Origin of the sequence: Amycolatopsis sp. NPDC049253, from assembly GCF_040678995.1 — a bacterium.
Classification (GTDB): domain Bacteria; phylum Actinomycetota; class Actinomycetes; order Mycobacteriales; family Pseudonocardiaceae; genus Amycolatopsis.
Window position 1 is genome coordinate 85,099 of sequence record NZ_JBFAQX010000004.1, and the last position, 16,667, is coordinate 101,765.

The window sequence follows — 16,667 nt, forward strand, 5'->3', positions numbered from 1 at the left end:
ATCATGACCGTCTTGCCGAGGACCGGGGGAGACCCCGTGCGGGTGCTGGGGATCGGCGGCACGCTGCGGCCGGGTTCGACGTCGGAGCGCGCGCTGCGGCACGCGCTCGCGGCGGCCGCGGCCGAGGGTGCCGAGACCGAGCTGATCACGGCCGCGCAGCTGACCTTGCCGATGTACGACCCGGGCGTGGCACCGCTGACCGACGAGGCCGTGCGGTTGCTCGCAGCCGTGCGGCGGGCCGATGCCCTCGTGCTGTCCGTGCCCGGCTACCACGGCGGGATCTCCGGGCTGCTCAAGAACGCGCTCGACCACCTGCAGGAGCTGGCCGGCGACGCCGTGCCCTACCTCGACGGCAAGGCCGTGGGCTGCGTCGTCGCGACGGGCGGCTGGCAGGCCGGGGTCACCACGCTGACGTCGCTGCGCTCGACGGTCCACGCCCTGCGCGGCTGGCCGACGCCGCTGGGGGTCGTGGTGAACTCGGCGACCAAGCCGTTCGACGCGGCGGGCGGGATCGCCGACGCGAAAGTCGGTGACCAGCTGGCCACAGTGGGCCGTCAGGTGTGCGGGTTCGCACGGCTGTGGAGCGCCGCGTGACGCTGTCACCGGCCCGGGAGGCGGCCGCGGTGGAGGGTGTCGCGGCGGACGCCGCCGCGGCGCTGGCCCGGGGTGAGGTCGTGCTGGTCGCGGGAGAGGCGGGCGCGGCGCTGGTCGCCGCGGCCGAGCTCGCGACCGGCGAGACGGCGCGGTTCCTGGCCGCCCACGGCGGGGCGGTCGGCTGCGCGCTGCCCGGCGCGTGGCTCGACCGGCTGCGGATCCCGGCGATGGTGCCCGGCTCCGACGCCCACGTCGGCGTGGGGCACGGGGCACCGGCCCGCACCCTGCGCGCGCTGGCCGATCCCGCGACGCGCCGTGAGGACTTCCGCGTGCCCGGGCCCGTGTTCCCGATCCGCACGCGCGAGCTCGGGGTGCTCGAACGCCCCGGCCTCGCCGAAGCCGCCGTGGACCTCGCCCGGATCGCGGGCTGCGAGCCCGTCGCGGCCTTCGTGGAGCTCGACGTCGCGGCCGACGGCCTGCGGTGGGTGACGGTCACCGAAGTGGCGGCGTACCGGCGGGCGTGCGAACGGCTCGTGGAACGCGTCGCGGACGCCCGGCTTCCCTTGGCGCACGGCGGTTTCCGGGCGCTCGGGTACCGTGACCTCGTCGACGGCGGCGAGCACGTCGCCCTCGTCCACGGCGAACCGGGGCGCGCCGCGGTGGTGCGCGTCCACGTGGAGTGCCCGGCGGGCGACGCTTTCGGTGCTCGGCACTGCGGGTGCGAGCGGGCCGTGCGCGGCTCGCTCGCCGAGATCTCGCGCGCGGGGTCGGGCGTGCTGGTCTACGTCCGCGGCCGACGCTCGCTGTGGTCCGCGCTCACCGGGCACCCGGTGCCGGACGGCCGCGCGGATCACGTGGCGGACCAGATCCTGCGCGACCTCGGCGTGGGGGCCTGACCGCGTCAGGAGTTCCACTGTGGACTTGCGGCCCGCAACGGTGCCGCGAAACCGGGTCCGCGCGGCGCACCTCACCCGAAACGGGTGAGGCCGCACGCGCCGACCGGCTCCGTCGCCGCACAGCCGGCCGCGCGGGTCCGCCGACTCCCGTGCCCGGGCGGCCGGTGAGGCGGGCGGGGCGCGGGCCGCCGGGATATCTCGCCCTCAGCAGGTGAGGGGGAAAGCCGCTGTCGTTGAAAGGTTCAGGCATCGCCGGGGGAAGGGACCCTGGTCGGTGCGAAGAGGACTGAACCATGGCGGGCGACAAACGGGCCGAGCGGATCGCGGAGTTCATCAGGCCGTTGCGGGTCGAGCCGGGGTCGAAGGTGCGCCTCTCCCGGGACTTCGACCCGGCCTACCGAGGTGACGTGCTGCGCAAGAAGGACGGCCGCGAGCTGCTCGCGACGGGAGTCGCCATGCTGGCGGACTACCAGCGGCGCCTGGCCGCCCAGAACACCTACGGCGTGCTGGTCTGCCTGCAGGCGCTGGACGCCGGGGGCAAGGACGGCACGATCCGGCACGTGATGAGCGGCGTGAACCCGCAGGGTGTGAGCGTGAACGGGTTCAAGGTGCCCTCGTCCGAGGAGCTGGACCACGACTACCTGTGGCGCTACGCGCGCCGGCTCCCCGCGCGCGGCGACATCGGGATCTTCAACCGGTCGCACTACGAGGAGGTGCTCGTGGTGCGGGTGCACCCGGAGCACCTGGACCACCAGCAGCTGCCCGCGTCGGCTCGGCGCGGGCACGTGTGGGCGCGCCGGTTCCGGGAGATCAACGACTGGGAACACTACCTGACCGACAACGGGTTCAAGATCGTGAAGCTGTTCCTCAACCTCTCAAAGGAAGAGCAGCGCACGCGGTTCCTCAGGCGGATCGACGAGCCAGACCGCAACTGGAAGTTCTCCGCGGCCGACGCCCGCGAACGCCGGTTCTGGGACGACTACCAGCACGCGTTCTCCAAGGTGCTCTCGGCGACCAGCACGGAATGGGCGCCGTGGTACGTCATCCCGGCCGACCGCAAGTGGTTCGCCCGCATTTGCGCGGCCGCCGTCCTGGCGCACACCCTGATCGACATCGACCCCCAGTACCCCACGGTGAACGACGAGCGGCGCGAAGACCTCCTCGTCGCGCGGGCGGAGCTGGAAGCCGAAGCACCCGAAGGCGCGGCGGCCGACCCGTACGCCGCCGCGGCCGTGGAAAAGAAGCGGCGCAAGAAGAAGAAAAAGAAGAACTGAAGGCAGCGGTTTCGGCTCACGGCGATCGGAGGGCGGAAATGGTCGCACACGAGCACGTGCCGGCGAAGGAGCACAGCTGGTACTCACGCATCCCCGGCGACGTCGCCTCGGCGTTCGGCGTCGACCTGGAGTTCGGGCTCTCGTCGGCGACGGCGGCGGAGCGGCTCAGCGTGAACGGCCCCAACTCCCTGCCCGAGGAGAAACCCAAGCCGGCGTGGCGGCGGTTCCTCGACCAGTACACCAGCTACATGCAGCTCATCCTGGTCGCAGCCGCCGTGGTGTCGCTGGTGATCAAGCAGTGGGGCACGGCCGTGCTGCTGCTCGTGCTCACGGTCGGCAACGCGGTAGCGGGCCTGCGCCAGGAGGGCAAGGCCGAAAGCGCGATGAACGCGCTGAAGTCGATGATGAAGGCGACCGCGCGGGTGCGCCGCGACGGGGTCGAAGAGGCGGTCCCGGCCGAGGAGCTCGTGGTCGGCGACGTCGTGCTGATCACGGCGGGCGACCAGGTCCCGGCCGACTGCCGCATCGTCGTGGCCAATGCGCTGCAGATCGACGAGTCGGCGCTGACGGGGGAGAGCACGCCGGCGGCGAAGGACGCGGTCGCGTTGCCCGCCGGCAAGCTCGGCCCCGGCGACCAGTCGAACATGGCGTTCATGAACTGCCCGGTGACGCACGGCAGCGCCACCGTCATCGTGACGGGCACGGGCAAGGAGACCGAGCTGGGCAAGATCTCCGGGATGCTCTCGGCCACGGCGCGTGAGCAGTCGCCGCTGACGAAGCAGCTCAACACCCTCACGCTGTGGATCGCCGCGGCGGCCGGGATCACCATGGTCGTGATGTTCGTGCTGGGCCGCAGCCGGGACCTGTCGTGGGACGTCCTCTTCGTGAGCGCGATCTCGCTGGCGATCGCCGCCATCCCCGAGGCGTTGCCCACGGTGAGCCAGGTGATCCTGTCGCTCGGCAGCGTGGACCTGGCCAAACGCAACGCGATCGTCAAGGACCTCCCCTCGGTCGAGACGCTCGGGTTCACCTCCGCGATCAACTCGGACAAGACCGGCACGCTGACGATGAACCAGATGACCGCCGTCGAGGTGGTGACCCAGACCGACCGCTACACCGTGAGCGGCATCGGGTACGGCATCGAGGGCAAGGTGCACCACGCCGCCGGCTCGGCGGGCGGTATCGAGAGCGCGATCCTGCCCTACCTGCTCGCCAGCGACGCGAAGATCGTCGAGGGCAAGGTCGTCGGCGATCCGACGGAGGGCGCCCTGCTCGTGCTCGGCGCCAAAGCCGGCCTCGACGTGGACGCGACGCGGGAGAAGCTGCCCCGCACGGCCACTCTGCCCTTCGACCCGTCGTACAAGCTGATGGCCACCTTCCACCCGACGACCGACGACTCGGGCCGGGCGGTCGTGCGCTGCTTCGTGAAAGGTGCCGCGCCGGCGGTACTGGACCGCGCCGCGACCGCCTTGTCCGGCGGCGGGCCCGTGCCCTGGGACGACGCCGTGGACCGGCAGGCCCGGGAACGCATGAAGAGCATGGAGGGGCAGGGCCGGCGCGTGATGGCCGCCGCCCAGCGCGACCTCGACCCGGCCGCGTTCGACGCGGACGGCGACCTGCTGTCCTACGTGACCGGCCTGCAGGTGATGAGCCTCGTCGCGATGGTCGACCCGCCGCGTGAGCAGTCCCAGGCGGCGGTCGCGAGCGCGCAGGCGGCCCACATCCGGGTGCGCATGGTGACCGGCGACGACGTCACCACGGGCGCGGCGATCGCGAAGCAGCTCGGCATCCCGGGCGACGCGGTCCTGGGCTCGGAGTTCGCGGACCTGCCCGAGGCCGAGCGGCTCTCGCGCATCGACGACATCGGCATCGTGGGGCGCGTTTCCCCGGAACACAAAGTGATCCTGGCCGACACGCTGAAAAGGAAGGGGGACGTCGTCGCCATGACCGGCGACGGTGTCAACGACGCGCCGGCCATCAAGGCGGCGGACCTCGGGATCGCGATGGGCAGCGGCACCGACGTCGCGAAGAACGCGAGCCGGATGATCCTCTCGGACGACAACTTCGCGACGATCGTGTTCGCCGTCGAGCAGGGCCGCAAGATCTACGACAACCTCACCAAGTACATCCGTTTCGTCCTCGTGCTGCTGGTCGTGTTCGTGCTGACGTTCCTCGGCGCCAGCCTGTTCAACATCGCCGCCGGCGAGCCGTTCACGCCGGCGCAGGTCCTGTGGATCCACTTCGTGGTGAACGCGCCCTTCGGGTTCGCGCTCGGCTTCGACCGCGAAACACCGGGCCTCATGGGGTTGAGACCGCGGCCGCGCGGCGAATCCGTGCTCACGCGCCCGGTGTTCATCACCGTCGGGCTCTCCGGGCTCGCCGTGACCGTCGGGCTGCTCCTGCTGCTTTCGCTGGGCCAGGCGTACTACGGCAGCGCCGAGGTGGCCACGACGATCGCGCTCACGGCCTTCGCCCTGTGCCTGATCGTGGCGGCGGTCGAATGCCGCAGCGAGACGGGGACGGCGCTGACCGTCGCCACGTTCGACAGCAAGCAGATGAACTGGGCGATGCTGGGCGAGTTCGTGCTCGCGGTGCTGGTCATCAAGATGGACGTCTTCAACAAGCTGCTGGGCACCACGGACCTGACGCTGACGCAGTTCTTCTGGGCCCTGGTCCCGGCGGTCGCGCTGCTGATCCTGTGGGAGGCCGGCAAGGCCGTGGCGCGGCAGCTGAAGGGGAGCGGCGCGCACCGGGTCAATCGCCCGTGAGGCAATGGTAAAGGAACCATTACCTTTCGTTGCCCGTTGTCAGGGCATGGAGCGCACGGTGATCGAGCTCGGGAGCCGCGACCTGCTCGTGGTGGCGGGACTGCCGGGAGCGGGCAAGACGACCCTGCTGCACCACGCGGCCGGCTCCCTGCGGGTGCTCGATTCGGACCAGGTCCGCGGCCGCCTCGGGGCCGTGCTGCCGGCTGCCGTGCCGTATCGGCTCTACCGGCCGGTGGTGCACGTGTGCCACCGCGCGCGGATCGTGCTGTCCGCGGCGCTGCGGCGGGGACCGCTCGTCGTGCACGAGCCCGCGACCCGCGCCTCGACGCGGCGCTGGCTCGGCCTGGTGGCCCGGGGCACCCGGCGGCCGGCTCGGTTGCTGTGGCTCGACGCGACCGCCGAGGAGGCGCTGGCCGGGCAGCACCGCCGGGCCCGGATCGTGCGGAGCCGCTCATTCGCGCGGCACGTCGCGAGAGCCCGCGTCGTACGCGAGGAGCTGCGTGCGGGGCGGGTGCCCCCGGGCTTCAGCAGTGCCCAGGTGCTTACCCGCTCCGCCGCGTCGCGCGCCGTCCTCAGGCCAGGCGCCGGCGGACCCACCAGGACGCGAGCGCCACGCACAGCGCGGCCAGCAGCGCGAACAGACCCGCCTCGCACAGCTGCAACGTCCAGAACCGCCCGGCCGGCTGCACGGGGTACAGCCGGGTGAACCCGGCCGCGGCCAGCCGGCCGACCGGCTCCATTCCCGGGATCGGGGGCCGCGGGATCCCGGCCAGGGCCAGGGTCTCGTCGTAGCCGTGGATCACGCCGGCGCCGTCGCGGAACACCTGCGTGCCGACGGTGAGGTCGCCGAAGTGGATCTGCTCGGTGAGCACGGGGGAGAGCAACCGCGGGCGCACGAGGTTCTTCACGACCACGATCACCGGCAGGAAGCCCACGAGCGCCACGGCCGCACCGGCGAGCGTCCGCCGGAACACCGCTCCGCCCGCGACTCCGAGCGCGAAACCGAACAGGCAGGTCGCCGGAAAGGAAACGAGCCCGAAGTCGAAGGTCGGGAACCATCCTTCGAACTGTGTGGCGGGCGCGAACCACCACGCGTACGCGGTGGCGAACACGAGCCCGTAGACCACGGAGAACCCGCCCCCGAGCAGCAGCTTCGAGCCCAGCCACCGGCCGCGGGTCACCGACTGCGTCCAGGTGAACCGGAACGTGTGGTGCTCCAGCTCCGTCGCCACGACGGGCGCCCCGAGGAACATGCCGAGCGCGGCGGGCAGGAGCGTCAGCAGCAGCTGAGCGTAGTTGTGCACGAAGGCGATCAGCGCCGGCCAGCCGCCGCACCGGGGGTCCGGCGCGCCGGCGAAGCAACCGGGCAGGTCCACTGTGGACAGCGAGCTCCGCATGCCGGCGCCCATCGCCACGTAGCCCCCGGCCAGTACGGCGAACAGCACGGCGAGGCCCAGCAGCCGCGCCCGGTCCTGCCGCCAGGAAACCCAGATCACGCCGCGACCTCCTTCGGCAACCCGGCCGCGAGGTGGTGCAGCACGAGGTCCTCCAGTGAGACCGGTTCGGCACGCCAGCCCGGCGGAAGCGCCGGCCGCGGCCCGCGGATGAGCATCGTCGCCGCATCGCCGCGGCGTTCGCACGACAGCGGGGCGCCCCGGACCTCGTCCACAGTGGACGACGGGCCGGTGAGCCGCACGTGCTCCGCCATGAGGTCGTCGACGTCGCCGGACAGCACGACCCGGCCGTGGTCGAGCACGACCAGGTGGTCGCAGAGCCGCTCCAGCTCGGACACGACGTGCGAGGACAGCACCACCGTGCAGTCGTGGTCGGCTTTCGCCGCCATCAGGCTGCCCATGAGGTCGCGGCGGGCGAGCGGGTCGAGGCTCGCGACGGGTTCGTCGAGCACCAGCAGCTCCGGGCGCCGCGCGAGGGCGACGCTCAGCGCCACCTGCGCCCGCTGGCCGCCGGAGAGCTCGCCGACGCGGTGCTGCAGCGGGATGCCCAGCTCGCGCACGCGGTCGAGCGCCGCGTGGTGGTCCCAGCGCCGGTTGAGCCGGCGCGCGGCTTCGAGCATCTCGCGCACGCGGAACGATTCGTAGAGCGAATGCCGCTGGTCGAGGTACGCGACGCCGTCGGTCGGCTCGCCCGGCCTCACCGGGCGGCCGAACAGCTCGAGGTCCCCGGCGGAGGGCCGCAGGAGCCCGGCCAGGAGGTTCAGCAGGGTCGACTTCCCCGCACCGTTGGGCCCGACGAGGCCGACCACGCGGCCCTCGCCGATTTCGAGTGTGCAATCCCGAAGCCCCCAGGTGCGACCGTAGCGCCGGCCCAGGGCCTGGGTCGCGATCGCCGCTGTGCTCACTCGTTCTCCTTCCCGGAACGTTTTCCGATGCGCAGGAGCACGGACGAGACGAGGGCCTCGACGTCGGCGGCGGTCAGGCCCGACGCGCGGGCCTCGTTGATCCACCGCTCGAACCCGGCGCGCAGCTGCGCCTGCCGTTCGGGCGACACGCCCGCCGGGTCGTCGCGCGCGACGAACGTGCCCATCCCGGGCCGGCCGCGCACGATGCCGCGGTGGTCCAGTTCCCGGTAGGCCTTCTGCACGGTGTTCGGGTTGATCACGAGCTGCCGGGCGACCTCCTTGACCGTCGGCAGCCGGTCGCCCCGCTTGAGCTCACCGAGCCGCACGGCGTGCTCGACCTGCCGCACCAGCTGCAGGTACGGCGGCACACCCGAACCACTCTCGAACCGGAACTCGAACACCGTGTCCGTTACCCCTGTCTCCGTTACCCCAATTGACTAGGGAGCTAGGTTAACGGCCGGTCAGAGCCTTGATCATCCGGGGGTGGTCACTGGGCGCCCAGAATCCGTCGCTGCAGGCCACCGTCGGATTCCGCCCCTTCGGCGGCCGGACCGAGATCGATCCGGACCGTGTGCAGGAGCCCGGTGAACGCGTTCGTCCCGGCGGCGTAGGCGTCGGACACCGGTGTGCCGAGGTCGACGCCCACGTCGAGCGTCTCGTCGAAGGAGAAGTAGTACGCGATCGTCCGCTCCACGCGGGCCGCCGCGAGCTTCTCGCCGTCGGCGGTGAGCACGGCGTGGCCACCGAGGCCGGGCCCGCCGCCGTCGTAGGTGAACTCGAGGCGCAGCTCGTGCCGGCCCGGCGCGAGCGCGTCGGTCGCCGCCGCGGTGAAGTGCTCGAGCCCGAAGTAGTTGTAGACGTAGACCGGGCGGCCGTCGGCGAAGTACAGCGCCCAGCCGCCGAAGCGGCCGCCCTGTGCGATGACGACGCCGGACGCGGGTGCGCCGGCAAGTTCCACGTCGGCCGTGACGACGTGGGAGCGGTTCTTGACGTTCGGCGTGGTCTCCTCGGTGAAGCGCCGCATCCCGCCGCGGTAGGTCACCGACGTCCGCGCGCCCAGCAGGTCGAGCCGGCCCGCCGACACGGGGTTCTCGCGTTCGGTGACGCGGTCGTCGAGCGGGAACACCTGGTGTTTCGCCGCCTCCACGAGAAAAAGGTCCTGCAGCTCCCGCAGTTTCGCCGGGTGGTCGGCGGCGAGGTCGTGGGCCTGGCTCGCGTCGCGGGTGAGGTCGTAGAGCTCCCAGACGTCGTCGGAGAAGGGCCGCCGCTGCGTCGCCACCATCTCCCACGGCACGCCGTGCCGCGTCACCGCGGTCCAGCCCTCGTGGTAGATCCCGCGGTTGCCGCACATCTCGTAGTACTGCGTGTGGCGGCGCTCGGGTGCGGCGGCGTCGGTGATCGTCTCGCGCAGGCTGACGCCCTCGATCGGCTGCTGCGGCACGCCGTCGACGCTGTGGGGCGCGGGAATGCCCGCGCAGTCGAGGATCGTGGGCAGCACGTCGATCACGTGGCCGTACTGGTGGCGCAGCCCGCCGGCCTCGGCACCACCCGCGGGCCAGTGCACGATCAGCCCGTCGCGCGTCCCGCCCAGGTGCGAGGCGACCTGTTTCGTCCACTGGTACGGCGTGTTCAGCGCGAGCGCCCAGCCGGCCGGTGCGATCGGGTAGGTGCCGGGGTTCCCGATCTCGTCGAGGTGGCGGATCATCTCCTCCGGGTCGTCGACTAGCCCGTGACCCAGCCGGTGCTCCACGAGCGTGCCCTCGATGCCGCCTTCGCCCGACGCGCCGTTGTCGCCGAGCACGTAGAACAACAGCGTGTTGTCGAGCTCGCCCAGCTCTTCGAGCGCGGAGACGAACCGGCCCACCTGCGTGTCGGCGTGGCCGACGAACGCGGCGAACGTCTCCATGAACCGCGCGGCCAGCCGCCGCCGGGTGCCGTCGAGCTCGGCCCAGTGCGGCACGCCTTCGGCCCACGGTGCGAGTTCGGTGTCCTCGGGCACCACGCCGAGCTCCTTCTGCCGCGCCAGCGTGCGTTCCCGTTGCCGGTCCCAGCCGTGGTCGAAGCGGCCGCGGTGCCGCTCGCGCCATTCGCGGCCGACGTGCAGCGGTGCGTGGGCGGCGCCGAGGGCGAGGTAGGTGAAGAACGGACGGTCCGGCGTGAGCGTGCGCTGCGTGCGCACCCAGTCGACGGCGTGGTCGACGAGATCCTCGGTCAGGTGGTAGCCGTCTTCCGGCCGCCGGTCGGGTTCGACGGGCGTGGTTCCCTGGTACAGCAACGGGTACCAGTGGTTCATCTCCGCGCCCATGAAGCCGTAGAACGTGTCGAACCCCTCGCCGGTCGGCCAGCGGTCGAAGGGCCCGACCGCACTGATCTCACGCGGCGGCGTCTGGTGCCACTTGCCGAACGCGGCGGTGCTGTACCCGTTGCCCTGCAAGATCTGCGCGAGCGTCGCGGCGCTGCGCGGGCGGAAGCCGTGGTAACCCGGTGCGGAGGTCGCCATCTCCGTCGTGCCGCCCATGCCGACGGAGTGGTGGTTGCGTCCGGTCAGCAGCGCCTGCCGGGTCGGTGAACACAGCGCGGTGACGTGGAACCGCGTGTAGCGCAGCCCGCCGGCCGCGAGCCGGTCGGCCGTCGGCATGGCGCACGGGCCGCCGAACGCGCTCGACGTGCCGAAGCCCAGGTCGTCCGCCAGCACGATCACGACGTTCGGCGCGCCTTCCGGTGGCGGCACCGGCCCGATCGGCGTGCCCCGCCCGCGCTGCTCGCGCACGTCGAGAGCCGTGGGCGCGGGCACGGGGACGTCCGGGCGCGGCAGGACATGGCGCCCGGCGGGGAACGCGGACATGCAGGCTCCTTCCGAAGTGGACGCCAACGAGCTTCACAGCGCCGTACCCCGGGCAGCCAGGCTCCGGACGGGGGTGGCCCAGACCGGAATCCGATCAGGCCGAGAGGTGATCTTTATGGGCCTCGCCGGCCAGGGCCAGGAACCGTTCGGCGGCGGGGGAGAGCGGCCCGGCGCGCCAGACCATCCGGCCGCGCCGCAGCAACGGCGGGTCCAGCGGCACGGTGACCGCGCCCTGGCGGCGGGCGTCCTCGGCCATCGCGCGGGGCAGCAGCGCCGCGCCGGCCCCGGCCAGCACGAGGGGCACGATCATCGCGCGGTGCTCGGTCTCCACGACGACACGGGGCTCGGCCGTGCCGCGCAGCGCTTCCTCGACGATCCACCGCGTGGCCGTGCCGGGTGGGGTGGTGACCAGGTCCAGCGCGGCCAGCGCGGACACCGGCAGCACCTCCCGCACCGGCGAGTCCGCGGGCAGCACGGCGAACACCTCCTGCTCGGCGAGGTCGAGCCCGGCGAGCCCCGGTGTCTCGGCACCGGACTCGACGAGACCGACCTCGCTCAGTCCATTTCGGACGCGGTTGACGACGTCCGGGCCCGTTTCCGGCGCCCCCACGCGCACGAGAACCTTGGGGTGCGCCGCGCGGAACCGGCCGAGCAGCTTCGCGAGCGGGTCGACGGCGAGTGTGGTCTGCGACGCGAGGTCCAGCGTCCCGCCGCCGAGACCGAGGACCTCGCGCACGGACACGTCGGCCGTGCGCAGGTCGCGCAGGATCTGCCGGGCCGGGGCGACCAGCGCCGTGCCGGCCGGCGTCAGCGTGGCGCCGTGGGGCAGGCGGTGGAACAGCAGGCCGCCGAGCTCCTTTTCCAGCGTGCGCACGGCGTGCGAGAGCGATGGCTGCGCGACGTGCAGCCGCCGGGCCGCGTTGGTGAAGCCGCCGTGGTCGACGACGGCGAGGAAGTACTGAAGCTGGCGGCGTTCCATCCCCGCAGTTCAGGCCACGGAGGCGGGCCGCCGCAAGGCCTGGCGCCGCAACCGGGTGAACTGCTTGGCACTGTTGAGTGCGAAGACCCCGACCGTCACTCCGTCGCGCCGGTAGGTCGCGACGAACGCGGGGTCGTCCGGGCCGCCCTCGGTGAACACGACCTCGTCGCCGGGCCCGGGGTGGCCGGCGAGCTGCAGGGTGCCTTCGTACTGGTCGGACCAGACGTAGCCGCTCGGCGTGTAGTGCCGCGTCGTGGTGCCGGCGAGCAGGTTCGCGACGGCGACGCCCGCTTGCTCGCTCGCGTTGGTCCAGTGCTCCTGGCGGTGCCGCCGTCCGCCTTCTTCCGACGCGTAGGCCGCGACGTCGCCGACCGCGACCACGTTGGGCAGCGCGGTGACGAGCCCGCTCGAGACGTGCACACCGTTGCCCACCTCGATGCCCGAACCGGCCAGCCACCCGGTCTCGGGCACGATGCCGATCCCGACGACGACCACGTCGGCCGGCAGTTCCTCACCGCCCGCGAGCCGGACGCCGGTCACGCGCCCGCCCGTGGTCACGAGCTCGTCGACGGCGGCGCCGCAGCGCAGGACCGTGCCGTGGTGGTCGTGGAGCCGGGCGCACACCTCGGCCAGCTGTGGCCCGAGCACCCGTTCGAGCGGCGTGGCCAGCGCTTCGAGCACTGTGACGTCGAGACCGAGCGAGCGGCAGGTCGACGCGACCTCCGCCCCGATGAACCCGGCGCCGACGATCACCACCCGCGCGCCCGGAACCAGTTCCGCGCGCAGGGCCAGCGCGTCGTCCAGCGTCCGCAGCACGTGGACCCCGGCGACGCCCTCGGTGCCCGGCAGCGTCCGCGCCCGACCGCCCGTGGCGAGCACGACGCCGTCCACCGCCAGGTCGGCGCCGCCGGACAGCACGAGCCGGCCGCCGGCGGCGTCGAGCCGTTCGGCCCGGGTGCCCAGCCGCAGCTCCAGCGACGCCGTGTCGTCGGCGTCGAGCAGGTCCAGTGACTCGCGCTCCGCGGTACCGGCGAGGAAGGCCTTCGACAGCGGCGGCCGGTCGTAGGGCAGATGCGGTTCGGCCCCGACGAGCACGACGCGGCCGTCGAACCCCTGCGCGCGCAGCTCCTGCGCGGCTCGCGCCCCGGCGAGCGAAGCGCCGACGATCGCGACGCTTTTCACGCGGCGTCCTCGGCGCGCTCCGCCTGCACGTAGATCACGCCGTTGTCGACGAGCACCTCGTACGTGCGCACCGGCTGCTTCGCGGGCAGGCACGACGGCTTCCCCGTACGCAGGTCGAACAGCGCCGCGTGCAGCGGGCATTCGACGAAACACCCTTCGAGCCAGCCGTCGGCCAGGGACGCGTCCTGGTGGCTGCACGTGTCGCCGATCGCGTAGAGCTCACCGTCGGCGTTGAACACCGCGATCGGCTCGGGCCCCGCGATCCGGACGGATTCGCCGGGGGGCAGTTCGTCCACTGTGCACGCGCGCAGCATCTGGGCCTCCGGGAGGAGCTGGGTCGGTGTGTTGCGTATGAAGGAACGCAGAACGCGATACGCAACAAGTCTGAGCGCGCGGGCGGGGTGCCGTCAAGGGGTGCCCGGGGTCCGATCGGGGCGGATTTTGTGGCCCGTTCCCGGGCACGCCGCGGACCCGTGCGCCGGGCGGGCGCACGGGTCCGGGAGAGCGGCGGCTACGCGGGACTGTGGCGGTGGAAGGGCTGCTTGATCGGCGCGAGCGGGGTGTTGCCGAGGATCAGGTCCGCGGACTTCTCGGCGGTCATCATCACCGGCGCGTAGATGTTGCCGTTGGGGATGTAGGGCAGCACCGACGCGTCGACCACCCGCAGGCCCTCGGTGCCGTGTACGCGCATGCTGCCCGGGTCCACCACCGACAGCTCGTCCATGCCCATCTTCGCGGTGCACGAGGGGTGCAGCGCGGTCTCGGCGTCCTTGGCGACCCAGTCGAGGATCTCCTCGTCGGTCTCCACGGCCGGTCCGGGCGAGATCTCGCCGTCGTTGAACGGGTCGAGCGCGCTCTGGTTGAGGATCTTGCGCGCCACCCGCACGGCCTCGACCCACTCGCGGCGGTCGTTCTCCGTGGACAGGTAGTTGAACCGCAGCGCCGGGTGCTCGCGCGGGTCGGTGGAGGTGATCTTCACCGTTCCGCGGGTGTCGGCGTACATCGGCCCGACGTGCACCTGGTAGCCGTGCCCGCCCGCCGGCACCGAGCCGTCGTAGCGGATGGCGATGGGCAGGAAGTGGAACATCAGGTTGGGGTAGGCCACCTCGTCGTTGCTCCGGACGAACCCGCCGCCCTCGAAGTGGTTGGTGGCGGCCGGTCCCGAGCGCAGGAACAGCCACTGCGCGCCGATCCACGGGCGCTTCCACTTCGCGAGCGAGGGCTGCATCGAGACCGGCTGCTTGCACGCGTACTGGATGTAGACCTCGAGGTGGTCCTGCAGGTTCTCGCCGACGCCCGGCAGGTCGCGCACCACGTCGATGCCCAGCTCCTCCAGCTCGGCCGCGTTGCCGACGCCGGAGAGCTGCAGCAGCTGCGGCGTGTTGATCGCGCCGCCGCACAGGATGATCTCCTTGCCGTACACCTCACCCGGTGCGCCGCGGCCCTGCGCGTACTCGACGCCGATCGCGCGGGTGCCGTCGAACAGGATCTGCGACACGAACGCGTGGGTCTTCACGGTGAGGTTCTTCCGGTGCCGCACCGGGTGCAGGTACGCGCGGGCGGCCGAGAGGCGCCGTCCCTTGCGGACGTTGCGGTCGAAGGCCGCGAAACCCTCCTGCCGGTAGCCGTTCACGTCGTCGGTGCGGGGGTAACCCGCCTGCACCGCGGCGTCGAAGAACGCTTCGAACAACGGGTTGGTCGCCGGGCCGCGTTCCAGCTCGAGCGGGCCGTCGTGGCCGCGCCAAGGCCCGTCGGGCGCGTCGGCGAGGCAGTTCTCCATGCGGCGGAAGTACGGCAGGCAGTGGGCGTAGTCCCAGTCGGACATCCCGGGGTCACCCGCCCAGCGCTCGTAGTCGAGCGGGTTGCCGCGCTGGAAAATCATCCCGTTGATGCTGCTGGACCCGCCGAGGACCTTGCCGCGCGCGTGGTAGATCCGCCGCCGGTTCATGTGCGGTTCGGGTTCGCTGCGGTAGCCCCAGTCGTAGAACTTGCTGCCGATGGGGAAGGTCAGCGCGGCGGGCATGTGGATGAACACGTCCCACTTCGCGTCCTCGCGGCCGGCTTCGAGGACCAGCACCGTCGTCGCGGGGTCGGCGGAGAGGCGGTTGGCGAGCGCGCAGCCCGCGGACCCGCCGCCGACGATGACGAAGTCGTAGGTCTCGGTACTCATTTCTCCTCCTTCGCTCAGCCGGTCACGGAACCGGGCGCCGGGGTGTCCGGCTGGTGCTCGGGGCTCGTGTGCGCGGTGGCCCAGTGCCGGCGGCGGACCCACAGCAGGACCCCGCCCACGAGCGCGATCAACGCGGTGATGAGTACGGCGCCCCACTGGAAGTACCAGTGGTCGTCGCCGTAGACCTCGGCGCGCGGCCAGATCAGGTTGATCGTCATGCCCGCGCCGTAGAGCACGGCGACGAGGTTCACGAGCGTGCCCCAGCGGCCGAGCTTGAAGTACGGGCCGTGCTCGGGGCGCGGCCACTGCCCGCGCAGGCGGCGCACCAGCATCGGGCCGGTGACCATCAGGTACGGGATGTAGAACAGGATGATCGCCGTCGAGGTGAGCACGAAGAACGCGCGCTGGTTGCCGAGGTTGATCAGCAGCACCACCACGGTGAGCCCGCCGGTGATCAGCGCGGGCAGGATCGGCGTCTTCGAGCGCGGCGACACCTTGGCCAGCGCCTTGCCGAACGGCAGCCGCCCGTCGCGGGCCATCGCGAACGTCATGCGGATCGCGGCGGTCTGCACGGCCAGGCAGCACACCGTGATCGCGATGGCCGAGCAGATCAGGAACGCATCGCCGAGGCCCGTGCCGAGCGTGCTCTTGAGCAGGTACGGCATGCCGGACGTGGAGAGCTCGTCGGCGTTGAGGTCGCCGACGGCCATCATGCCGACGAGCATGATCAGCCCGCCCACGATGAAGGCGGCCGTGAGCGCGCGGATGATGGCGCGCGGCGCGTGCTTGCGCGGCTGCGTGGTCTCCTCCGCGAGCGAGCCCGCGGTGTCGAAGCCGTAGAACACGTACGCGCTCATCAGCGACGCGACCAGGAACGCGCCGAGATAACCGAGCGACTGGCCGTCGCCGGTCCCGTGCGTGTCGAACACCAGGCCGGGGCCGCGCTTGATGTGCACGGCGAGCGCGATGATCAGCAGGATGCTCGCGCCGAGTTCCACGGCGACGCCGAAGTTGTTGATCTTCGCCATGAGCTTCACGCCGATGATGTTCACGATCGTCGCGAACACCACGAGCACGAGCGCGAGGATGATCGCGTTCTGCGCGCCGCCGGGGGTGGACGTGAGACCGGCATCGGCGTCGCTGCCGACGATCTGGAACGCGGTGGAGACTTGCGGCAGGATGATCTGGTAGGCCACCGCGACGGCCGCGGCGGTCACGATCGCGCCGATGATCATGATCCAGCCCGCGAGCCACGACGTCGCCGGTTTCGCGATCTGCTTGGCCCACTGGTACACCGAACCGGCGAGCGGGAACTGCCCGGCCAGCTCGGCGAAGCACAACGCCACGGCCAGCTGGCCGATGAAGACGAGCGGCCAGGTCCAGATGAAGGCCGGGCCGCCCGAGCCGAAGCCGAAGAAGAACAGCTGGAACACGCCGGTCATGATCGAGATGTAGCTGAACCCGGCGGCGAAGCTGGAGAAGGAGCCGAGCGAGCGCTCGAGCTCCTGGCGGTAGCCGAACTTGGCGAGCTCGGAGCTGTCGGAGTGGTCCCCGGCGGACCCCCCGCCCGCCGGCTTGGATCGTGTGGTCATGGTTCGTC

13 protein-coding genes and 1 pseudogene are annotated in these 16,667 nt (G+C 72.0%); 5 read left to right on the forward strand and 9 right to left on the reverse strand.

Annotated features, from left to right (window positions below; translation table 11 throughout):
- Nucleotides 1-3: 3 nt before the first annotated feature.
- The 5 genes and pseudogenes from AB0K15_RS10935 to AB0K15_RS10955 all read left to right on the forward strand — a co-directional run.
- Nucleotides 4-594 (forward strand): NADPH-dependent FMN reductase, encoded by a 591-nt coding sequence (locus AB0K15_RS10935; protein WP_364048179.1) that lies wholly within the window; start codon nucleotides 4-6, stop codon nucleotides 592-594.
- Entirely contained in the window at nucleotides 591-1,490 is a 900-nt protein-coding gene (locus tag AB0K15_RS10940) for a 3,4-dihydroxy-2-butanone-4-phosphate synthase (protein ID WP_364048181.1), read from the forward strand. Before AB0K15_RS10935 ends, AB0K15_RS10940 begins: the two co-directional genes overlap by 4 nt.
- Before the next feature lie 293 nt (nucleotides 1,491-1,783).
- On the forward strand, nucleotides 1,784-2,764 hold the full coding sequence (locus AB0K15_RS10945; RefSeq protein ID WP_364048183.1) for a polyphosphate kinase 2 family protein: 981 nt from the start codon (nucleotides 1,784-1,786) through the stop codon (nucleotides 2,762-2,764).
- A 38-nt stretch (nucleotides 2,765-2,802) separates the two neighbouring features.
- Nucleotides 2,803-5,532 carry an HAD-IC family P-type ATPase gene (locus AB0K15_RS10950; protein WP_364048185.1) on the forward strand — a complete coding sequence of 910 codons (2,730 nt, stop codon included), beginning with the start codon at nucleotides 2,803-2,805 and terminating at the stop codon, nucleotides 5,530-5,532.
- 46 nt (nucleotides 5,533-5,578) lie between these two features.
- Nucleotides 5,579-6,001 (forward strand): annotated as a pseudogene (locus AB0K15_RS10955) (AAA family ATPase); the annotation flags it as partial.
- Nucleotides 6,002-6,104: 103 nt separating this feature from the next.
- On the opposite strand, the gene AB0K15_RS10960 reads toward AB0K15_RS10955, so the two are convergent.
- The 9 genes from AB0K15_RS10960 to AB0K15_RS11000 all read right to left on the reverse strand — a co-directional run bounded on the left by AB0K15_RS10960 (nucleotide 6,105) and on the right by AB0K15_RS11000 (nucleotide 16,659).
- Entirely contained in the window at nucleotides 6,105-7,028 is a 924-nt protein-coding gene (locus AB0K15_RS10960; RefSeq protein ID WP_364048187.1) for a hypothetical protein, read from the reverse strand.
- Complete coding sequence (locus AB0K15_RS10965; RefSeq protein ID WP_364048189.1) at nucleotides 7,025-7,891, reverse strand: ABC transporter ATP-binding protein; 867 nt, start codon at nucleotides 7,889-7,891, stop codon at nucleotides 7,025-7,027. The genes AB0K15_RS10960 and AB0K15_RS10965 overlap by 4 nt, the downstream gene beginning before the upstream one ends.
- Nucleotides 7,888-8,292, reverse strand: a complete 405-nt coding sequence (locus tag AB0K15_RS10970; RefSeq protein ID WP_364048191.1) for a GntR family transcriptional regulator — start codon at nucleotides 8,290-8,292, stop codon at nucleotides 7,888-7,890. Before AB0K15_RS10970 ends, AB0K15_RS10965 begins: the two co-directional genes overlap by 4 nt.
- Before the next feature lie 86 nt (nucleotides 8,293-8,378).
- The gene (locus tag AB0K15_RS10975; protein ID WP_364048193.1) at nucleotides 8,379-10,736 is read right to left on the reverse strand and encodes an arylsulfatase; all 2,358 of its coding nucleotides are present in this window, start codon (nucleotides 10,734-10,736) and stop codon (nucleotides 8,379-8,381) included.
- Between the two features lie 94 nt (nucleotides 10,737-10,830).
- A complete protein-coding gene (locus AB0K15_RS10980) occupies nucleotides 10,831-11,715 on the reverse strand; it encodes a LysR family transcriptional regulator (RefSeq protein WP_364048195.1) in 885 nt (294 codons plus the stop codon).
- A 9-nt stretch (nucleotides 11,716-11,724) separates the two neighbouring features.
- Nucleotides 11,725-12,897, reverse strand: coding sequence for an FAD-dependent oxidoreductase (locus tag AB0K15_RS10985; RefSeq protein WP_364048197.1), 1,173 nt, complete (start codon nucleotides 12,895-12,897; stop codon nucleotides 11,725-11,727).
- Nucleotides 12,894-13,211 carry a bifunctional 3-phenylpropionate/cinnamic acid dioxygenase ferredoxin subunit gene (locus AB0K15_RS10990; protein WP_364048199.1) on the reverse strand — a complete coding sequence of 106 codons (318 nt, stop codon included), beginning with the start codon at nucleotides 13,209-13,211 and terminating at the stop codon, nucleotides 12,894-12,896. The genes AB0K15_RS10985 and AB0K15_RS10990 overlap by 4 nt, the downstream gene beginning before the upstream one ends.
- A gap of 197 nt (nucleotides 13,212-13,408) precedes the next feature.
- Complete coding sequence (gene betA, locus AB0K15_RS10995; protein ID WP_364048201.1) at nucleotides 13,409-15,067, reverse strand: choline dehydrogenase; 1,659 nt, start codon at nucleotides 15,065-15,067, stop codon at nucleotides 13,409-13,411.
- 14 nt (nucleotides 15,068-15,081) lie between these two features.
- Nucleotides 15,082-16,659, reverse strand: a complete 1,578-nt coding sequence (locus AB0K15_RS11000) for an amino acid permease (protein ID WP_364048203.1) — start codon at nucleotides 16,657-16,659, stop codon at nucleotides 15,082-15,084.
- Between the last annotated feature and the right edge of the window lie 8 nt (nucleotides 16,660-16,667).